The sequence below is a fragment of the Paraburkholderia lebeckiae genome (assembly GCF_050436325.1).
Taxonomy (GTDB): Bacteria; Pseudomonadota; Gammaproteobacteria; order Burkholderiales; family Burkholderiaceae; genus Paraburkholderia; species Paraburkholderia tuberum.
In genome coordinates, this window is sequence record NZ_JBNDLZ010000003.1 from 2,320,081 (window position 1) to 2,337,933 (window position 17,853).

Consider the following 17,853-nt stretch of genomic DNA (forward strand, 5'->3'; position numbering starts at 1 on the left):
AGCTATGAGCGACTCGGTCGAGTTTTGTCCCGCTGACAGTTTTGATAACTGCTATTACCAAGACCGCATTTAATGATTTAGTCTCGGAACTCCCCTGCGCCAGGTCCCCGTTAGGGCCGGTCACCCGGTAACACGCCTGAGCTGCCGCTGAGAGAAGGGAGTCCCTTCCCTCTCCCTTTCCCCATAGCGCCGTAAAGTCGCCGCGCGACGCTGAGCGTTGCGTCCCGCCGCTCAACCCGGTGTCGGCGATCACGGGCACGCCCCCTCACCGCGCTTAATGATCATAAGCCGTTTATTGCAGCGCAAGTTGATGCCACCCGGCCTTTGCGCCGCGGGTGTCCGATCCAACAAGCGATCTCCCGAAAACACTCACCTATCGTCACGGCGGCCACGTGCCGGAGTTCCGGCGAATGAGCTCCGACGCAATCGTCAGTCCTTGCTCCGCATCCAACAGGAAGCGTGGCAAGCCAGTAAGCCGCGTCTCGGCGAACCGCGCCTCGGCGGGACGTCATTGACCGCGCTGCATGGCCGGTTTGTCGCGAAATGAAGGGGTACATAGCCACAACTATCGACCCCCTTCATTTCCGTGTCTCGCACCGGTTGGCCTAGTCCAAGCCTATGCGACGCGGCAGCGGTAACAACCGGGAGTGTCGACACTCAAAGCTGAACGGCTTCATGAAGCGACTTTCTAAAACAAACTGCAATGCAAATGCGGCTATTAAGATAAGTTTTCTTCTATTAATAGCGGCATTTTCGTAACGTAACCTAGGCGATGCGACGCCAGAGAGATGGTGACGCCGCCGATCCGGGATGCGGTGAAGACCTTTCCGCCGTTACCTTCAAGAACTTTATGTGTCACCTCTTGTGGGAATGACGTCGGCCTAGTCGAGCGGTCCCGCATGCTTTGAATTCAAATCGATTGCCTGCGTCCCGTCTCGGGGGCCGATTAAGCATAGTATAAATTTCGCGCAGCGCTATCCGATTTACTGCGATGCGCGGGACGCCACGGCTTTTAGGCTCGCCATTAAATGAGTATCAATCTGTTGGGATTTCTGGACATGGTCCATGACCGCCTGCGTGTTGCCGTTGAGCTTGCCAATTAGCCGTTTGAGCTGCTGCATCGCATCACCAAGAGCCGGGTTAAGCCGCAACGCTTCAACGCGAACGGACACCTCCATATCCACGCTGCAAATTGAATGACTTATTCCCGAGTGAAAATGCGGCCCGAATGTCCGAGAGACGAAACGCGAATGTCGCTTCATGGCCGGGTCCTGCCTGTTTGGGATCCGCAGGACATGACCCGTTCGAATCAGTCCCGCTGCGCAATCACACCTCCGCTACAGGACAATCATCTCGGCGGAGTGGTAACGTCGTGTCGACAGAACCCCGCGTTTGTAAGGTCCCTGTGCCACACTTTGATGTCAACCTATCGTCGACGCAGGTGAATGCGATGGATCAGCTACATACTGCCATGACTGCCCCCATTCTTTGCGCCGACTCGGCGGTGTGGTTTTCCGCCTATGGGTTTGGCTGGGGATACTGCGCTTTCGCGCTGCCGTTTGAAGTCGTTTGTGAAGAGCTTGGCGCTCACAATGAGACTGTCCAACAGGTGCGACTCGCGTTCGAGTTGAACAAACGCCGAATTCTAAGGACCGTGCAACAGTATGAAGCAGCATCTGCAACAGGCGAGCGCATAACGCTCTCGGTCGCAGATCTTCAGCGCCGGACGCCCGAACTCGTTTACTTCGGAGCATAAATGCCGACAGACCGCGCTCGGCCGACCTCTGCCTGACGGCGATCGGCCGCACGCGACCCGCTGCGGCTACTAGATGCCGATGCACTTCCACGGCCGCTTCCAGCGGTCCAACCGTCGCTCGCTCCCTTGCGACGACGGTCAAGTCCATAAACGGTCGCGCATTGCCGACAGAGGCTGCTCGGCAAACGTGGCGCCGATGTCAGCTTTCCCAAGAGACCAAAGGATCACGTCCGATCTTACCGACGTTTGGCGAGCATCTTGGAAGGGACATACATGCAGACTGAACTGCCGATTTGAAAGGACGCGGTCAGCGGGGCGGTGAATTGCTGAAGCCGCATCGGATGCCGTATACACGAGTTCGTACGCGGTTGCCTCAGCATGCCGACAGCATGCCGGCACCGGTGCGCGTGGTCGCAGCACTGGGTATTGAGCCACGAGCAGACGTTTCAAAAGAGCCATGAACCCTCAGCCTTCGGGTTTAACCGCATTTGTGTTCGCTGGCGGCGGCAGTCTCGGCGCGATCGAGGTTGGCATGCTGCGCGAATTGCTCGAACGCGGTGAGTATCCAGGCTGCGTGGTAGGCGCCTCCGCGGGCGCGATCAACGCAGCGTATTTCGCCGGACGGCCGGACGGCGATGGCGTCGCAATGCTCGAAGCGCTATGGTGCAAGATCCGGCGGCAGGACATCATGCCGTTTTCTATGCTTGGCCTGCTCGCGATGATTCTGCGCAGTCGTCCTCACCTCGTTGAGGCGAACGCATTGCGCCAACTGCTGGCGACGCATCTGTCGTATGATCGGATCGAGCAAGCGACCGTGGCGCTTCACATCGTCGCGACCGATATGCTCACAGGCGGCGAAGTCGTTCTTTCGACCGGTCCCGTCGTGAACGCTGTGCAGGCGAGCGCAGCGATACCCGGCGTGTTTCCGCCGGTGCGTATCGACAGTGTGGATCTCGTCGATGGCGGCGTCGCCAACAACACGCCGATCTCGGTAGCGGTCGCGCGTGGTGCGACGCGCATCATCGTACTGCCAGCCGGCTTCGCGTGTGCGCTGCATGCGCCGCCGCGTAGCGCGATCGCGCAAGCCATGCATGCGCTGACGCTCGTCATCGCGCGCCAGCTCGTTCGCGACCTGGAATTCTATTCGACGCGAGCGCAGATCTATGTCGTTCCGCCATTGTGTCCACTCGATGTTTCGCCCTACGACTATACCCAGTGCGCCCAATTGATCGAACGGGCCGCGCAGAAAACGCGTGTATGGCTCAGTGATGGTGGCCTCGAGCGCGCGTTGATTCCCGGTGAGTTGCGCGAGCATGCGCATGCCGCACGTTAGCGGCGCAAGCAAATACTGACGAGCTACATTGTGCCAAGGGCCAATGACCCGACGAGCATGACCGGCTGCCAAAGGTCCGCTATGTGAATCGAGCCGACGTTCGAATGTCCGTCTGAGACAATGGGCGAACGGCTGGAGCTGGCCGGGTTGAGGCAGTGCCGCTGGTAATTCGCTCGCCGGAGACCGGCCATTGAGCAAGGGCGAACGAGCCCTTGATTAATCAAATTGGATGGCGTCCTTGACCGGCGGCTCGTGGCCGACTGTACGCGTTCAGCAACGGAACCTTGATCAGCCATCCGCAGGCTCGCACGATGCCACCGGCCGCTTCGTAGCTTGATAGCTCAGTGAGCGCAACCCGAGTGCACCGGTCAGCCGGATGTCGGGGCTAAAGACCGTTTTTCCGGTTGCGTCCGAGACTGCGCGGCGAAAAGGCTTGCTCAAGCGGATGCCCAGCGACAACATACAAGTCATCGCATCCGATGATCGACGGCTTCAGGCGATGTGCGGACGCGCAATCGGGCAACAAGCTCTTCAGTCGCGCCCAAAAGTCCGGCCTTTTGCTATGCGTACCCTTCGTCAATCCGCACCAGCGCTTCCTCAACCAGCCGTGCGTCATCCTCGGTCTTCGCCATTTCGAGCGCAGTTCGGCCGGAAAACTGCTTGTGCGGCATGACCAGCCACCGGATCGCCTTATCCTGCTCCCGGAAGACGGCTATCGCCTGCGCGACTATTTTCGCGAGACGTGTCGCAAGGAGTAACGTGCCACGGGACTCGTCCTGCTCGCCGAACAGCAGTGGATTCATCTGGTCCACAGTTACCGGCACATCGGGTCGGGAAACGACGCCCTTCAAGGCTTCAATCACATTATCCGTTGCGGATGGCGGATCGACCCGCAGCCATGACCCGAGCGTATCGCGGAGACACTGCTGACAAAGATCAATGCTCAGATGTGCACCGTCGCCAAAAACCGAGCCAAAGCCGCCGCGCCAGTCGAGCGACACTTTTTCATACCACTCCCCCTGGTCATCATCGGGCGACATGCGCTGGCTGCAGCGGTCGCATGTGCAAGCGGCGATCTCCTGCACTATCCTGTCACGGTATTCGCGCATGACCTACTCCCTTTCCCAGCCCGACTTTTTCCATCCCGGAGGCACGAGACCGAGCTGCTTCGCGGTGGCGACCGGCAGGCGCAACAGCACGGTGCCCGGCCCGCGCTCCAGGTTCCCGAGCATCGTGATTTCAGCGGCTACACCGTCAAGTTCCAGATACACGACGTCCTCTGGCTCAAAAATCTCGGCGTAAAGATCCCAGCCGGGCTGACCGCCCTCTTTCGCCTGATACCGGATGTGGTCCTTGCTGCTCATAAATTGCTGTTCCTTTTGCGAGCGTTTAGCCGACGCGCCACGGGTCACGGGCAGTCGCTTCTCCCTCGGCCAGTATCTTCCGGATCGTGTCTTCTCGCTGGACCTGAAGACTGTGGAGGGCTGTAGTCATCGCTGTTCCTGTTTTACGCGTGGCGAGCGCAAAGGGCCTTCAGGCGCGCCCGTAACTGTGCGCTGCTCTCGTCAGGCGGCGATGATTGTCGCCGTCTTTTTCGCCGGTTCGCCCTGGTCAGGCGCGCTCCATGTCGAGATGCTCCCTCGAGCCCGTAGTCTTTGGGGGTCAACCATTTTTTTTGCAGGCGATTTTCTCGCGGCAGCGCCCATGCGCATCGCCAGAACGTTTGCGCCGCCTCAGCGTGCCACGGCACAGCTGCTCACACCTCGATCAGCGCCGGATCAAACGCCGGGTTTTCCCGTTTCAGGTCGGCCGGCGTACCCGCCATCAGACGGTTCGTCGCATAGCCGCGCGGGTTGGTAATCACCCGCGACTGGCCAACGCGATAATCGAACGAGTCATGCACGTGACCGTGAATCCACACGTCGGCCAGCTCGAGCACAGGTCGCAGGTCGCTCACGAATGCAGCGTTGACCGGGTCGTTCGCATAGCGCGGATGCACCGACGGCGGAGCAACGCCGTGATGGGTCACGACGACCGTGCGCCCGTCGAAGGGCTTTGCCAGCTCGGTCCGCAGCCACTTCACCGTCTTTTCGTGCTCCGCCAGCGCGTGCTCCGGCCGAAAACGTGTGCCGTCGCTAGTGCGGATAACACGATGGTCATGCAGCATCCGCCCGGCCAGCGCCATACTCCGGTCGCGCACGCCACTGAGCGCATAGTCTGTCCAGAGGCAACAACCGAGAAACCGCACATCACCCATCACAAACGCGTCGCGCTCAAGGTAATGAATCGCAGTACCGGCCGCGCGCATACGGATGGAGTTGGCAAGCGTGTCGTACTCCGTGCCATACGCTTCATGGTCGCCATGCACGTAGATGACGGGCACCGGCCAGCGCGCAAACGGCTCGACCGCATCGGCCCCCTTCGCAATGTCACCCGCGAGCACCAGCACGTCCGCATTCGTCAGCCTGACGGGGTTATGACCCGGAAAACTCTGGTGCACGATCTCCAGATGCAGGTCCCAGGCGATCTGGATACGCATGCCGTCAGCTCGTACCTGCGACATCAACCGTCGGTTTCCGGCGGCCACCCTTTGACGAACGCGCCGGCGTGGACGGGTAGATGCGCTTTCCGCGCGAGTGTTTCTCCGCGATACCGACAGGCATCGAGAATTCCTCCCCCCCTGCTGTGGTGACCCGCGCAAACGAGACCAGCGGATGGTCCTCGTCATAGGCTGCGGTTGCGCCGATGTGAATTTCGCTCAGCGGCTCCAGACTCCATCATGCCGAGTCCTTGTGCGGTTTCGCGCTCAGCACTGCCGCGCCCCGCACGGTCTGGCCGTCTGCCGTCAGTTGCAGCAGCGTCTTCGCAGCACCCGACGCGAACTCCACCATGGCAACCCGGGGCAGGTCGCGTTTTCCAGCGACAAATTGCAGGATGAGCACCTCCTCACAACCCGCCATCTCGGCAACGGCCGACAGCGTCACTCCGGGCCATGCCGGCACAAGGTTCTGCTCAGAAATCAAGAACATACGATCACTCTTTCAACAACGGGACTGCAAAACCAGCGCGACATGCGATGCGTTGGAACACATCAAATGGCATGCCGTCCGGCCACGACGTGTAGCGCGTTGACCGTGCATGCGCAGGCTGCCAGCGCTGCCATACATGGGCTGGCCACGGCATCGTTACGCGGCTTCAGCGCGCGCACACTAGCCGCGGTTCGACACACCTATGTAGGCATATTTTGCCTACATTGTAGGCGTCTTGTGATGTTACCAGATTAGGCGAACGCGGCGACGATTCCACGTCGATCAACAACCAAAGGTGTTCACCCGGTGGCTTCGCGCGCAGAAGAAGAATTTGCGGTTCAGGTTGGACAGGCGCTGGCCAATGCGCGTCTTGAAGCTGGCAGGACGCAGGAAGAAGTCGCGGAACTTCTCGATCTCGACAAACAGACCATCAGCCGGATTGAAACGGGCAAGTCCTGGCCATCGCCAGCGCGACTTGTTGCACTGTCCTCGCTTTACGGGGTCGAAGTGAACAGCCTCTTCATCTCCCGGTCCAGCAAGTCCAGGCAGGTGGCCGGCGACATTGTGGAAATGCTGGCGTCGCTCAGCCCAACCGATCGCGTCTGGGTCAGGCGCTGGCTCAAGGAGCTATGCAGGCGACTCGCGCGGACACCGGCGCGGGAAGCGCGTCGCAGCAAACCACGCGGCGGTTGAAACCCAGCGCCCGCCCGCCATGGGAGGTTGCGATTCTTCTCAGCGTGCGGGTACCGCTGGGCGGCACCTGTCACGCCCGGGCCGCACATGAAAGTCCTGCTGGCACCTTGCACCGTTTTCCGGTGATAAGGGGGCTTATCGCGGCCAGAGAGTTTTTTATCGCGCGAAACGGGGTCTTCCTGCGTTAGCCGCGTGTGTAATCCGGTCATGGAACCAAACCTCGTTCTCGGCGTCACGCCGCCGGAATCCCGTTGAGGTCTGCTGCACAAGCCACCGCCGGCCATTCTTCCCGATGACGACCTGGTGCGTCGTCCCCGCGCGGCGCAAGCCGGCTCCGGCATCCGGCGGGCAACCCGCCATCGCCGCCTCGCTGTGCCAGGTACCGCTTTCCGATGGCCGCAGACCCGCTTTCCAGCCGGATCGGGTCGCAATCCGGAGTCTGCCACCCGATGCGCACCGCCGTCGTTTGCGATAAATACTCTTATCGCAAGTAGCGCCTGCGCGACCTAAACTGCTCCCATGAAAACCGCGCCTGTCCCGGCCTCCGGACAGGGGAACGGCCCGTCCCACGTAACGCCCGCTGCCCTGCCCGCCGCACTGCCCACTGCCTTGCCTGATCTCGCGTCGCTCGCCGCGCTGCGCGCGTGGTACGAGGGACTCACCGCCCGCGCGGCCGTGACGCGCTATCTTGAGCACGCGCGCGACGATGGGCAGTCCTCGCGCGCGATGATCGCCCGAGTGCGCCGGCAGCTGATCGCGTGTGCGACCGCGCGCCAGCGCGACGATCTCATCCCGCTCTTCCAGTGTCCGGCCGAGGGGCGCACCCGGCACGCGGCCGCCGTTACGTACGCGATCGACCGGCTGCGTCACACGCCCGTCCCGCAGCCGCGGCTGACCGACGGCGTCGATGCGTGGCTGCCGCCGCGGATCGCCCAGGTGCTGTGCGCCGCCGGCCTGCGCACACTCGCCGAGCTGACCCTGCGGGTACCGCGCCGGCGCCTGTGGTGGCGCGGCATTCCCGGCGTCGGCCGTGCCGGCGCCCACCTGGTGGAGGCACTCTTCGCGACGCACCCGGCACTGACCAGCCAGGCGTGGGCACTCGTCGAGCGCGTGCAGCCGTTGCACATCGACGGCATCGTCCCGTGGGAACGCCAGCACCCGGTACCAGAACTGGACGGCTCGCGCGGCCGCTTCCGGGCGCCACGCCGCGCCTGCCTGCTGAACGCCCGCAACGATTACGAGGCGCTGCAGGCGTGGCTGGCGCTGCACGAGGCGCCCCATACGGTGCGCGCGTACCGGCGGGAAGCCGAGCGGCTGATGCTGTGGGCGATCGTCGAGCGGCAGCAGGCGCTCTCGTCTCTCACGACGGATGACGCGATCGCCTACCGCGCGTTCCTGCGTCATCCCGTGCCGAAGACTCGCTGGACCGGCCCGCCGCGGCCGCGCGATTCCGTCGAATGGCGGCCGTTCGCGCGCGGCCTGTCGGCCCGCTCGGCGGCATACGCGCTGTCGGTACTCACCGCCCTGTTTCGCTGGATGGTGGAGCAGCGTTATGTGCTTGGCAATCCGTTCGCGGGCCTGACCGTGCGCGGCGGCCAGCGCACGGGACCGTTCGACACGGCCCGCGCTCTCAGCGACAACGAATGGAAGGCTCTGCGCAGCCTCGCCGACAGACTCGAGTGGTCCTACGGCTGGCAGACGCCCGCCGCGCAACGCCTGCGTTTGTTGCTCGATTTCGGCTACGCGACGGGCCTGCGCGCGCACGAGCTGGTGGCCGCCATGCTCGGCGACATCCGCGCCGATGCGCACGGTGAATGGTGGCTGCACGTGACCGGCAAAGGCGCACAGCCAGGCGTGGTGGCGCTGCCGCCGCTCGCACTCGAGGCGCTGGACGGGTACCTGCTGCAGCGCGGACTTCCCGTCACGCGCCGACGCTGGGATCCGTCGACGCCGCTTGTGGCATCGCTCGGGCCGGAAGGTCACGGAAAGAGTGCCATCAGCTCGACGCGGCTTCGCCAGGTGATGACGACGTTCTTCACGCTCGCGGCGGGACAGCTCGTCGAGGACAACCCTGAACAGGCCACACGAGTGCAGGCGGCCAGCCCTCACTGGCTGCGGCATACGCACGCGTCGCATGCGCTGGCGCGCGGCGTGGAACTCGTCGCCGTACGCGACAACCTGCGGCACGCGTCCATCGCAACGACGTCGACCTATCTGCACCACGACAATCTGCGGCGTGCACGTCAGGTCCGCGCCGCGTTTGGCAAGCGTACATAGCGAGCTTGCGCGCGTGTGCTCGCACCCAGCGCGTCGGCGCATCAATCGCACGCCGTCCCGGACACGAGAACCGATTCACCGTCAACTGCGCCTACGACTGTCACCGGGCCGCCCCGTATGGCGCTATTCGTCCGACCTGACAGGCATAATAATCCGCTGCCATCCCTCCCGTCTGGGAAGTCTGGCGACACGATGAAGACAGAAATAAAAAGCAGGGGCCGCCATGATCGAGAAGATTGACATCAACAATTTCGGGTGCTTTTCCGGTTTCGCCTGGAACACCGAGGTTCGTGATTCTGGTAATAACGTCGCCAAGTTCAGACGAATGAATATCATTTACGGGCGCAACTATTCAGGCAAAACGACCTTGTCAAGGATCGTGCGCGCACTAGAAACCGGGACCATTTCGCCCCGATACGCTCGACCGTCGTTCACGATCACCCTGTCCACCGGCACTGTGACCAATACGGCCGTTCCGCTGCAGGGGCACGACGTACGCGTCTACAACAAGGATTTTGTCGACGAGCATCTGGCCTTCCTGCGCGACGAGCAGGGGCATATTTCTCCGTTCGCGGTCCTCGGACAGGAGAACAAGGAGATCGAGTCTGAAATCGAACGGCTGGAAGCCGAACTCGGTAGCGCCGAGAAACAGACCGGCCTGCGGCACAGCTATCAGGAAAAGAAAAAGGACCACACCGGGAAGCAGAAGCAGGTCACAAAAGCCCAGGAAGAGCTCGACGGCAAACTCTTCGACAAGGCGAACAAAAAACCAACCGGCATCAAGCACAATGCGCTCTACAGGGACGTAAACTACGATGTTCGCAAACTGAAAGCGGATATCAAGGCGATTCAGGACGGTGGCATTTCGCCGCTTGAGGAAAGCGAGCGTAGCGCCAGGATCAGCCTCCTTGGCGAAACCGCTCTTCCCGAAATCAGGAAGCGCCTGTCGTTCACTCCTGCGCTGTCTGTTCTTGCAAGCACCGCGAGCGATCTTCTTGCGAAAAAGATCAAACCCAGCGCGCCCATACAGGACCTCCTGAATGACGCGCTCCTGCAAAGCTGGGTCAGGTCCGGGGTCAGCCTACACGAGGGACGGCGTACCACATGCGGATTCTGCGGCAACCCATTGCCTACTGATTTGTGGGAGAAGCTCGGCAACCACTTCAACAAGGAATCGCTCGACCTTGAGAAAGACATCGACGCCCTGCTGCAAAAAATTGCCAACGAAAAAAGCAGTCTTAGAAACATCATCACGGTGGAACGGAGCGGGCTGTATTCACTCCATCAGGCCGCGTTCGACGGTCTAAAGATCTGCCTCGAAGACGCACTTCGAACGTACGAGTCGAGCCTTGTTATGCTGGAAGTTGAGCTTGGCGCTCGCAGGCGGGACATTTTCTCGGAGCGCGAGCCCGTTGTGATCTCCGACAACACCGACGCGATCCGGGAAATTGTCGCTTCGATCAATGACGTGATCCGGAAGAGCAACGAAACTACAGCCTCGCTTGCCGAGAAACAGAAATCCGCGCGCGACGACCTGCGCCTCAGTGAAGTGGCCCAATTCATCATTGACGTCGGCCTCGCCGGCGAAGAACAGAAAATAAAAGGCCTTGAAAAGCTGGTCACCGACGCAAACGAGGCACTCGACGAAATTCTTGCCGATGGAAATAAACGCACCGACCGGATCAAGGAACTGAAGACACAACTCCGCGACGAAAGGCGGGGTGCCGAAAAAGTGAACCAGTATCTCGGGCATTTTCTGGGTCACGGCGGCCTGCACCTGTCCGCGGTGGAGGAGGCCGACACAGCCACCTACCGTTTCGAGATCCACAGAGGAGAGACTCCGGCGTACAACCTGAGCGAAGGTGAATGCAGTCTCGTTGCATTCTGCTACTTCCTCGCGAGGCTGGAAGACGTCGAGACGAAGGGAAAGAAACTGATCCTCTACATAGACGATCCGATTTCAAGTCTCGATAGTAACCACATCTTCTTTGTCTATAGCCTGATCGAGAGCTACCTGGCACGCCCCATCGAGCAAGCGAACGGAGCGCCGATGCTGGACGCGAACGGCAAGCCCGAGTACCGGTATCAGCAGATGTTCATTTCTACGCATAATCTCGAATTCCTGAAGTACCTGAAAAGGCTGACCAAACCCGGAAAAGATCACGAGCATTTTCTGCTTACCCGAAAGGAACGGTCGAGCACGATCGGCCTGATGCCCGATTACCTGCGAAATTATGTAACCGAGCTCAACTTTCTGTTCGGCGAGATTTATTGCTGCTCGGATCAGGGCAACGCGGCACGCCACTATCACAGCTTCTATAATTTCGGGAATAACCTCCGGAAGTTCCTTGAAGCGTTTCTTTTTTTCAAGTATCCGTTTTTCAACAGCGAACGCAACGATTACGACAAGCGCATCAGGATGTTCTTTTCGGATGGAACAAACTCCGAAGCGTTTGTTCAACGGCTGACCAACGAATTCTCACATCTCGGAGAGTTCATCGATCGCGGCACCCAACCAGTTGACAGCGCAGAGATAGCCACAATCGCGAAGTTTGTCCTGAAAAAGATCAAGGACAACGACAAGGAGCAGTTCGACCACTTCCTTCTCAGCATTGAGAAAACAGACCCGTTCATCTTGCCGTAGGGCACGATCAAGGGAGGTCACGTTCCTCCGGGTCGCTTCGTTACGGGCCACACAGGCCTTCGGGGGTCGAACGCATCAACCATCGTCGTCGATGTCAGCGAGATAAACCCTTGGTCGGGGATGGCAATGGACATTGTCAGGCCGTTGAACGGGTCGCATCGGACAACAGCCCAGCGCGGCCGTCAAGCGCTCGTCCGCCGACGAGTTCCTCCATCGTAAAGCCGTCCAGCTCGCTCAACAAACCAGCGGTCGACGAATATGCCGCGCGCAGAAGCACGCCGACTGTGCCCAAGCCTGAACATCCAGCCGCCATTACTTCTTCCATACAGGAATGTGATATCCGCTCCCGTATCCCTGAGACCCAACTCGGATGCAAGTGTCGACGGTCCCATCTTCTAGTCGACAAGTTCTAACGTCGAGACGACCACCGCGACTGCTGAGCTCATCGACCGTCGCTTGCAAACTGGCTCTCTCGTCTTCGAGGCGGCTAACTGCATGTTCGGTAACTCCGTACCAAAGAGCCATGGTCGCCGCCGTGATGAGCAATGCCGGGACGAGTACGAAGAAAGTTGCCTGTTTCGTCGCACGCCGAAATGCCTCCGCTGCTTCGCCGGCTTGGACATTTGCATCCTTAACCCGTTTCGTCAGCGTCTCTGCTGCAGCGTCGATTGTCGGTTTCAGGTCTCTGCTGACGGCCGCAACGACGCTCCCTGGCAGTTGGCGCCCCTGCTCGGCGAGACTGCGCGAAACGCGGTCCATCGACTGAATGGCTGAACCCGTCAGCCGCTGGTCTCGGATTGCGGCTTCGAGAAGTGTGCCGAGGACGTCGTGGGCATATTTAAGTTTGTCAGAACCCGAGTGTTGGTCCATCTAGTTCTCTTTCTCTAGTTAGCGACTGACCTCGATACTTCATAGTTCGCTCTCGGTTCAGCTCCGTTGCATGTCGCCGGACCCGCTCAAAGTAAGCTTCTCGGACCAACCGATGGTCGAGCAGCAAGTCACGGACATCCGTCAAAAGCACGTAGCGGATGCCTTTGTCCTTGCTGTAACTGACAATTAGCCCGCCCGAGACACCTTGGAGGCCACCATGTGAGTATGCGACCAGCTTCAAATACGTCTCGTACGCAGCATGCGTCTGCGCATCAATTTCCTTCGACACGGCGTCGTGTCCAGCCGACTCCGTGAAGCCCTCTATCGTCCTAGCCACAACTTTTGTGTCCGCAAAATCTAGGTAAGGAACCACGCGAGAAACCAAGCTCGCGGCTTTCTCCGATGTTTCGATATACCAGTGAATCTGACGTGAGATTGTTTGCATGTAGAGGTCTTCAACCAAGGCACGCGATAGCTTCAGGCGCTTTGCTTCCTCCTTCTCCGAATCATTTCGCTCGCGTTTGAACTCAATTAGCAGCGTGACGCCGGCATTTGCGACCATGAGGTCACCGAGCGCGTGGTCCATTGGGGACTGCTGCAGCAAATTCACGCACATCGGCCGGACAGCCCCCGCGCTCAGTTGCCCGATGCACAGCCCAAAGCTATAGAGAAAGTTGCCAATAACAATGTTTTCGTATGGGTCCATCCATCTTCCTTGCCCGAAGGCGCATGCCCACGATTTTCCGATTCTTGCTGGCCATAGCGCTACGTGCCAATACCTGAGAATTTAACGGCAGCGCGCCATTGTCGCAATACTTGTGAAGGTTCGCGTGGGTCGCCGGTCAGCCCCACGTCGATTGCGCGTGGGGCTCTGGCATCAGCGCTGGCCGTTCAGAAAGTCGAACCAGTCGTGCGCAAAAGCGCAGCCGTGATCAGGAATGCCCGAACCGGCCAGCGTCTTGTCGAAGTAAGTCCTGGCTGGCTCAGGGATCTCATCCAACCGCACGTAACGGTAGCCTGCGTCATTTACGTGAACCGTCACCTCAGGTGTGGCGGGTCGCGGTGGCAGGGCTTCGCGGCCCTGATTTAGGGCCGCCGCAACACAGCGCGCAACGAGATCCCATGCGCTGCCCGCCCATCTCGGATAGGCGCGCACCGTGGCCCGCTCGCCAACCTGCCGGAGCACCGCATCATCCAGGGCGACCCGGTAGTCCGCGAGTGCGCCGCCACTCACGCGCGCGATGTCCGCCGTCGCGATGACCCGCTTTCCGTCTTCCCGTCCACCGGGCAGCAATTCAATGGTAATCCGAAGCATCCGCTCATCCTTGTGTTTGTCTCATCCGGTGCCGCAGTCCCACTTCGCAGTAGCTGTTTGAGTACCGACCACCCGGTCCGAACATGTTTCCCGCGTCCCGTGCCTCGGGTTTCTGAGACCGCACTTCTTCCCGTGACAGAAAAACACGGGGGCTGGAAGGCTTCGGCCGGCGCGCCCTCCCCCTACGCTATAGCTGGGAACAGTTCTGCGAACAGTGCGCGCTCATGCAGAACCACCGCCATGCGCGAGACGTTGCGGGCCATAGTAACGGCATCGCACAGCTTCTGTGCGGTCCAGGCAGCGCGATGTGCCGCCTCAACCATTAGCGAAAGTGAAGTTCCAGATGTGAGCCCCGGAAAGCGGGCGGCCAGGATCCGCCGAGCCTTCTTGTCATCCAGAACCACACTCCCCAAACCGTCCACTGCCATTGCAATGGCAGCACTCTCGCCATCGTCTAGGGTATCCGTCGATGGGCCACTCAGCAAGGATAGGTACGTTTCATACGCCTGCCCTGGCATGCGGCAGAGCTTTAGACATCCCGCGTCGAGCAGCGGTTGCAACGGGGCGCTTTCAGCGCGCTGCCCTGGCATGCGTCGCACTTCTGCCGCGGTGCGCTCCTCAACCCAGCATGGCAGATCAAGCGCCTCGAGTAGTTCTTTCGGGATGCCCGTTCCGAGAAGATTGAACAGAACACTCGCATCCAGAACCAAAGGCCCGTCTGGAAATTTACTAGATGGCAAGCTCAAGCTCATCCCCTTCGCCTTCCGGAGCGACGTGCGCCAATACATCTCGCACCGAGCCCAAGTCCAGCTGCAGCTTCCTGGCTATCTGTTGTTCGGATAACAGGCCCTTTTCGAATGCTTCCGCCGCAAGTAGCATAGTTCGCGGGGTAAACCGGCTTACCGCCTCCGGTTCGTCCAGTTCACGCCGCACTTCTTCGAGGTGTTGCGTTCCCAGGCCCTTCTCTTTCAGGAGTTCGAAGGTGCCTTTAGGCAACAGGGCCAATCCTTCCAGGCGACGCGTCATCGCCTCGATAGAGGTATGAAAGTACACCGCCATCGCGAGAAGTTGACGGACCGAAAACTGTTTCGCAGCATCGCGTAGCTCGGCCGCCTTCCTTCTGACCGTCATTGCAGGCATCAACAGAGAGCGCGCGAAAGCATCGCAGAACCTCTCTTCCCGGTCACCCGACTCAATTTCCGTAGTGTGAACAACCACACCGGATCGTCGGAGTAACGCGTGACAAAGCTCGTGAGCAATTGTGAGGCGTCTGCGCGCCGCAGGATGAACCGCATTCACGACGATGAATCCGCCAACCGACTCGTCGTATGCGAAAGCCCCACTGATCCGAGGAGGAAGGCCACGCTCGAAGACGCGCAAGCCCATGTCGAGTTCGACAAGGGAAATGAGGTCAGGTATGGGACCCAATCCAATACCCAGGCGCTGCCGAATCGCGAGTGCGACGTCCTCTGCCTGCTGTTCTACCGACATCGACTTGCTAATGGAGATGACCGGTAGGTCGGGCTGAAGCAGCGGTCGTTCAAGCATGGTTTCCAGCTCGACCGACGCAGCGGCGAGTTTATTCAGAAGCAAATGCGCTGCGGCGCTGTCTGCGTCATCATTTACGTGAGAACGGAACTTCAACTCCATATCCAGGCTTGGAGTGCCGTCAGCAAGCAGCTCACTTTCCGGTACAGAATACAGCTCAGCAAACGACCGCATCTCCTCGGGCGAAATCGCCCGCTTGCCGTTCTCGATGGCAACAACCGTCGTGCGCGCGAATCCAAGTTTTTGTGCCGCTGCTTCCTGCGTCATCTTCGCTAGCGAGCGGGCGCTTTTCAGTCTCGGCCCCAAGACTTCGGGGCGGACCTTCAGTTCGATAGCCATGCTATCCCCTCGCGGTTCGTGAAATCCATGAGCTTTCACCACACGCGGAAAGGAAATCCATCCACTCCGCAGCGTGGCAGTCAACTAGCCTCGTCAGGCTATTCGTCGTGTGTTCAATACTGCCAGGAACAAATCGGGCTAGGTCAATTGCGGCAGTTTGGACCGGTTTACCGCCGGACTCGACAGCGAAATCAGCGAGACGTTGCATGTCCCTCGCCCCGTTCCTCGCAAGATCCGAGAAGAATGCCATTTTGACCTTCCCCTCACCAGGCCGCAGCGCAGCCGCGAGCGTCTGTGCCGTCAAGTCACAGAAGAGGTACTCCGTTGCGTCGTCCAGATTCATAAAGTGTTCGGCGGAGCGCCTAAGAAGACAATTTCCGCATACACCGCAATGAAATAGCTGACCGTCGCGTGAGGTGAGTCGCGCATCACATGAGCAAGAGCGGTGCGCGTTCAACACTGCGCGTACGTCTTCACCGGCATCCGATAGCGCGCGCAAAACACGGCCTTTCGTTTCGAAAAGCGCCGGATGATAGAACTCCACCCGCGCCCCGGTCAATGCTTCGATGAAACGGGAAAGCTTCTTCGTGAAGCCTGGGTAGCAACTCCGGTGCTTCGGCTCATGTCCTGTGGTGACCAATGACCCGCCTATGCTGCCCTGGCCGTTCTCGGGAATCATGACCCTGTTCGCTCCCGACTCAATCGCACCGAAACTGGCGAGAAGATAAAACAGGAATGGCCGCGACCTGAAGCTGGGCTCCGCTCGCCGCGTCGTCTTCACAGCCACCGGGAGCCGAAGGTACTGAACGCCCTCGGACACCTTGCATCTCGATCCATTGCCTTTGACTACGCCTGACGCACGTGCGTCAGCATAGATGCAAACAACTTCGGTATTCGGTTGCGCAAGCTGCCACAGCCGGACTTGTCCGTACGAGTCCAATCCATGGCTGAACGGAACAAACAGAAGCTCGCGATTGCTTAATGAGATATTGTTTAAAGGCGACTGCTCCAGCGTCGGAGGAACACCCGTTCGCTCAGTAAAGGAGAACGACCAGACGTCTCCGGTCAAATAGTTCAGGCAATGGGCAAGTGCATCCTGAACCGACGACTGGAGCCAAACGTTCCGTTTGAAAACGGGCAGTTCGATATGCAAGCGACGCCCCCATCCCTTCGAGTGATGGCGCATCAAGCTTCGGTCGGCATATTTGACCGCACCGATCAACGTCATCAGGTCGTGAGCGAGACCATCCGACTGGCGGAAACAATACGCCGAGAGGCGGTCAGGACGCACAGTGATATCCACCCCGAGGCGGACCAGGTGCGCCTTGGCTGTTTTGTGTGCGGGCCCGTCCGTTACCCGGAAGGTGGCCGAAGGGGCTTGGTCGCGCGAGGCCTGAAGGCTCATAAACCTAGTTTGATATCTAGAGGCAGATCGAGCATTGGACCTTTATCGAGCTTCTTGCACAGACGGGGAGCCGGCTCCGCGGTGAAGTCGATATCCGCCGCAAGTTTGGTCATGGCCCGGCGCAATTGAAAGCTCTGTGATTCGTTGAATTCGTCTGCAACAGATAACGCGCAGTGTTCGATACCGTGCCGCGCGCAGTCGCCAATCACAGCAGAGCGGACGGCTCCCACCAGCTTGTCTATCGGGCCACCATACGCAACCCGGCGAGCGACTTCACAGACATTTCGCTCGACTGGCGTCTTTGCACTTTGCTCGAAGTCGTCCACGACGGCGAGAACACTGTCGATACTGAACAGGTCCCTCCGAGCCACTTCGACTTTTAGAGCCAGCTCCGCGAACCACGTTGGGCGTACGCCATCCTCCCATTCACGACAGGCAGCACGATGGATTTCCAGCACCGCTTCAGCCTTGTCCGGCTTCTCAACGGCACGCACGGCCTTCCGCCAATGCGGCCTCAAGGCAACTGTCGTATGCAGGTCATCACGCATCTGCACTCCCACTGGAGTTCGCACACCTGCAGAGTACGGCATATTCTGACAATGTCAACGAGAAATTTACTTCTTGAATGACATTGTCAGCAGCGC

General features: G+C 59.8%; 17 protein-coding genes. 5 read left to right on the forward strand and 12 right to left on the reverse strand.

The annotated features are described in order from the left end of the window. Positions 1-983 precede the first annotated feature (983 nt). On the reverse strand, positions 984-1,262 hold the full coding sequence (locus OKW44_RS28600; protein WP_162633902.1) for a hypothetical protein: 279 nt from the start codon (positions 1,260-1,262) through the stop codon (positions 984-986). A 188-nt stretch (positions 1,263-1,450) separates the two neighbouring features. Between OKW44_RS28600 and OKW44_RS28605 the strand changes: the two genes are divergently transcribed. Together OKW44_RS28605 and OKW44_RS28610 are read left to right on the forward strand one after the other, a co-directional pair. Then, positions 1,451-1,756, forward strand: a complete 306-nt coding sequence (locus tag OKW44_RS28605; protein WP_063713701.1) for a hypothetical protein — start codon at positions 1,451-1,453, stop codon at positions 1,754-1,756. A 457-nt stretch (positions 1,757-2,213) separates the two neighbouring features. Continuing rightward, a complete protein-coding gene (locus tag OKW44_RS28610; RefSeq protein WP_026225467.1) occupies positions 2,214-3,089 on the forward strand; it encodes a patatin-like phospholipase family protein in 876 nt (291 codons plus the stop codon). A 560-nt stretch (positions 3,090-3,649) separates the two neighbouring features. On the opposite strand, the gene OKW44_RS28615 is transcribed toward OKW44_RS28610, so the two are convergent. The 4 genes from OKW44_RS28615 to OKW44_RS28630 all read right to left on the reverse strand — a co-directional run bounded on the left by OKW44_RS28615 (position 3,650) and on the right by OKW44_RS28630 (position 6,118). Next, positions 3,650-4,198 (reverse strand): MbcA/ParS/Xre antitoxin family protein, encoded by a 549-nt coding sequence (locus OKW44_RS28615; protein WP_018418483.1) that lies wholly within the window; start codon positions 4,196-4,198, stop codon positions 3,650-3,652. A 3-nt stretch (positions 4,199-4,201) separates the two neighbouring features. Further along, on the reverse strand, positions 4,202-4,453 hold the full coding sequence (locus OKW44_RS28620) for a hypothetical protein (RefSeq protein ID WP_018418484.1): 252 nt from the start codon (positions 4,451-4,453) through the stop codon (positions 4,202-4,204). Between the two features lie 392 nt (positions 4,454-4,845). Further along, the gene (locus tag OKW44_RS28625) at positions 4,846-5,676 is read right to left on the reverse strand and encodes a metallophosphoesterase (protein WP_429412024.1); all 831 of its coding nucleotides are present in this window, start codon (positions 5,674-5,676) and stop codon (positions 4,846-4,848) included. Positions 5,677-5,866: 190 nt separating this feature from the next. Next, positions 5,867-6,118, reverse strand: a complete 252-nt coding sequence (locus tag OKW44_RS28630; RefSeq protein ID WP_018418487.1) for a hypothetical protein — start codon at positions 6,116-6,118, stop codon at positions 5,867-5,869. 306 nt (positions 6,119-6,424) lie between these two features. On the opposite strand from OKW44_RS28630, the gene OKW44_RS28635 reads away from it, so the two are divergent. The 3 genes from OKW44_RS28635 (at position 6,425) to OKW44_RS28645 (ending at position 11,732) form a co-directional block, all read left to right on the forward strand. Beyond that, complete coding sequence (locus OKW44_RS28635; protein ID WP_018418488.1) at positions 6,425-6,811, forward strand: helix-turn-helix transcriptional regulator; 387 nt, start codon at positions 6,425-6,427, stop codon at positions 6,809-6,811. Positions 6,812-7,330: 519 nt separating this feature from the next. Then, positions 7,331-9,088, forward strand: coding sequence for a site-specific integrase (locus OKW44_RS28640; protein WP_084753980.1), 1,758 nt, complete (start codon positions 7,331-7,333; stop codon positions 9,086-9,088). A 223-nt stretch (positions 9,089-9,311) separates the two neighbouring features. Further along, positions 9,312-11,732 carry an AAA family ATPase gene (locus OKW44_RS28645; protein WP_018418490.1) on the forward strand — a complete coding sequence of 807 codons (2,421 nt, stop codon included), beginning with the start codon at positions 9,312-9,314 and terminating at the stop codon, positions 11,730-11,732. Between the two features lie 312 nt (positions 11,733-12,044). Here the strand turns inward: OKW44_RS28645 and OKW44_RS28650 are convergent, their stop codons facing one another. The 7 genes from OKW44_RS28650 to OKW44_RS28680 all read right to left on the reverse strand — a co-directional run bounded on the left by OKW44_RS28650 (position 12,045) and on the right by OKW44_RS28680 (position 17,757). Next, positions 12,045-12,602 carry a PilN family protein gene (locus tag OKW44_RS28650; protein ID WP_018418492.1) on the reverse strand — a complete coding sequence of 186 codons (558 nt, stop codon included), beginning with the start codon at positions 12,600-12,602 and terminating at the stop codon, positions 12,045-12,047. Then, positions 12,580-13,308, reverse strand: a complete 729-nt coding sequence (locus tag OKW44_RS28655; RefSeq protein WP_018418493.1) for a hypothetical protein — start codon at positions 13,306-13,308, stop codon at positions 12,580-12,582. The genes OKW44_RS28650 and OKW44_RS28655 overlap by 23 nt, the downstream gene beginning before the upstream one ends. Positions 13,309-13,479: 171 nt before the next feature. Further along, entirely contained in the window at positions 13,480-13,917 is a 438-nt protein-coding gene (locus OKW44_RS28660) for a hypothetical protein (protein WP_018418494.1), read from the reverse strand. Positions 13,918-14,099: 182 nt separating this feature from the next. Then, complete coding sequence (locus OKW44_RS28665; protein ID WP_018418495.1) at positions 14,100-14,669, reverse strand: PIN domain-containing protein; 570 nt, start codon at positions 14,667-14,669, stop codon at positions 14,100-14,102. After that, entirely contained in the window at positions 14,647-15,804 is a 1,158-nt protein-coding gene (locus tag OKW44_RS28670) for an ImmA/IrrE family metallo-endopeptidase (RefSeq protein WP_018418496.1), read from the reverse strand. Before OKW44_RS28670 ends, OKW44_RS28665 begins: the two co-directional genes overlap by 23 nt. Before the next feature lies 1 nt (position 15,805). Next, positions 15,806-17,209: an adenine nucleotide alpha hydrolase family protein gene (locus OKW44_RS28675; protein WP_018418497.1), complete on the reverse strand. Its 1,404-nt coding sequence runs from the start codon at positions 17,207-17,209 to the stop codon at positions 15,806-15,808. After that, positions 17,206-17,757 (reverse strand): hypothetical protein, encoded by a 552-nt coding sequence (locus OKW44_RS28680; RefSeq protein WP_018418498.1) that lies wholly within the window; start codon positions 17,755-17,757, stop codon positions 17,206-17,208. The genes OKW44_RS28675 and OKW44_RS28680 overlap by 4 nt, the downstream gene beginning before the upstream one ends. Positions 17,758-17,853 lie beyond the last annotated feature (96 nt).

Bases quoted from the DNA above. Each gene is read 5' to 3' on its own strand.
- OKW44_RS28620 (WP_018418484.1), bottom strand. From the start codon at position 4,453: ATGAGCAGCAAGGACCACATCCGGTATCAGGCGAAAGAGGGCGGTCAG.
- OKW44_RS28645 (WP_018418490.1), top strand. From the start codon at position 9,312: ATGATCGAGAAGATTGACATCAACAATTTCGGGTGCTTTTCCGGTTTC.
- OKW44_RS28665 (WP_018418495.1), bottom strand. From the start codon at position 14,669: ATGAGCTTGAGCTTGCCATCTAGTAAATTTCCAGACGGGCCTTTGGTT.
- OKW44_RS28605 (WP_063713701.1), top strand. From the start codon at position 1,451: ATGGATCAGCTACATACTGCCATGACTGCCCCCATTCTTTGCGCCGAC.
- OKW44_RS28675 (WP_018418497.1), bottom strand. From the start codon at position 17,209: ATGAGCCTTCAGGCCTCGCGCGACCAAGCCCCTTCGGCCACCTTCCGG.
- OKW44_RS28660 (WP_018418494.1), bottom strand. From the start codon at position 13,917: ATGCTTCGGATTACCATTGAATTGCTGCCCGGTGGACGGGAAGACGGA.
- OKW44_RS28640 (WP_084753980.1), top strand. From the start codon at position 7,331: ATGAAAACCGCGCCTGTCCCGGCCTCCGGACAGGGGAACGGCCCGTCC.
- OKW44_RS28650 (WP_018418492.1), bottom strand. From the start codon at position 12,602: ATGGACCAACACTCGGGTTCTGACAAACTTAAATATGCCCACGACGTC.
- OKW44_RS28670 (WP_018418496.1), bottom strand. From the start codon at position 15,804: ATGGCTATCGAACTGAAGGTCCGCCCCGAAGTCTTGGGGCCGAGACTG.
- OKW44_RS28655 (WP_018418493.1), bottom strand. From the start codon at position 13,308: ATGGACCCATACGAAAACATTGTTATTGGCAACTTTCTCTATAGCTTT.
- OKW44_RS28610 (WP_026225467.1), top strand. From the start codon at position 2,214: ATGAACCCTCAGCCTTCGGGTTTAACCGCATTTGTGTTCGCTGGCGGC.
- OKW44_RS28680 (WP_018418498.1), bottom strand. From the start codon at position 17,757: ATGCGTGATGACCTGCATACGACAGTTGCCTTGAGGCCGCATTGGCGG.
- OKW44_RS28630 (WP_018418487.1), bottom strand. From the start codon at position 6,118: ATGTTCTTGATTTCTGAGCAGAACCTTGTGCCGGCATGGCCCGGAGTG.
- OKW44_RS28600 (WP_162633902.1), bottom strand. From the start codon at position 1,262: ATGAAGCGACATTCGCGTTTCGTCTCTCGGACATTCGGGCCGCATTTT.
- OKW44_RS28615 (WP_018418483.1), bottom strand. From the start codon at position 4,198: ATGCGCGAATACCGTGACAGGATAGTGCAGGAGATCGCCGCTTGCACA.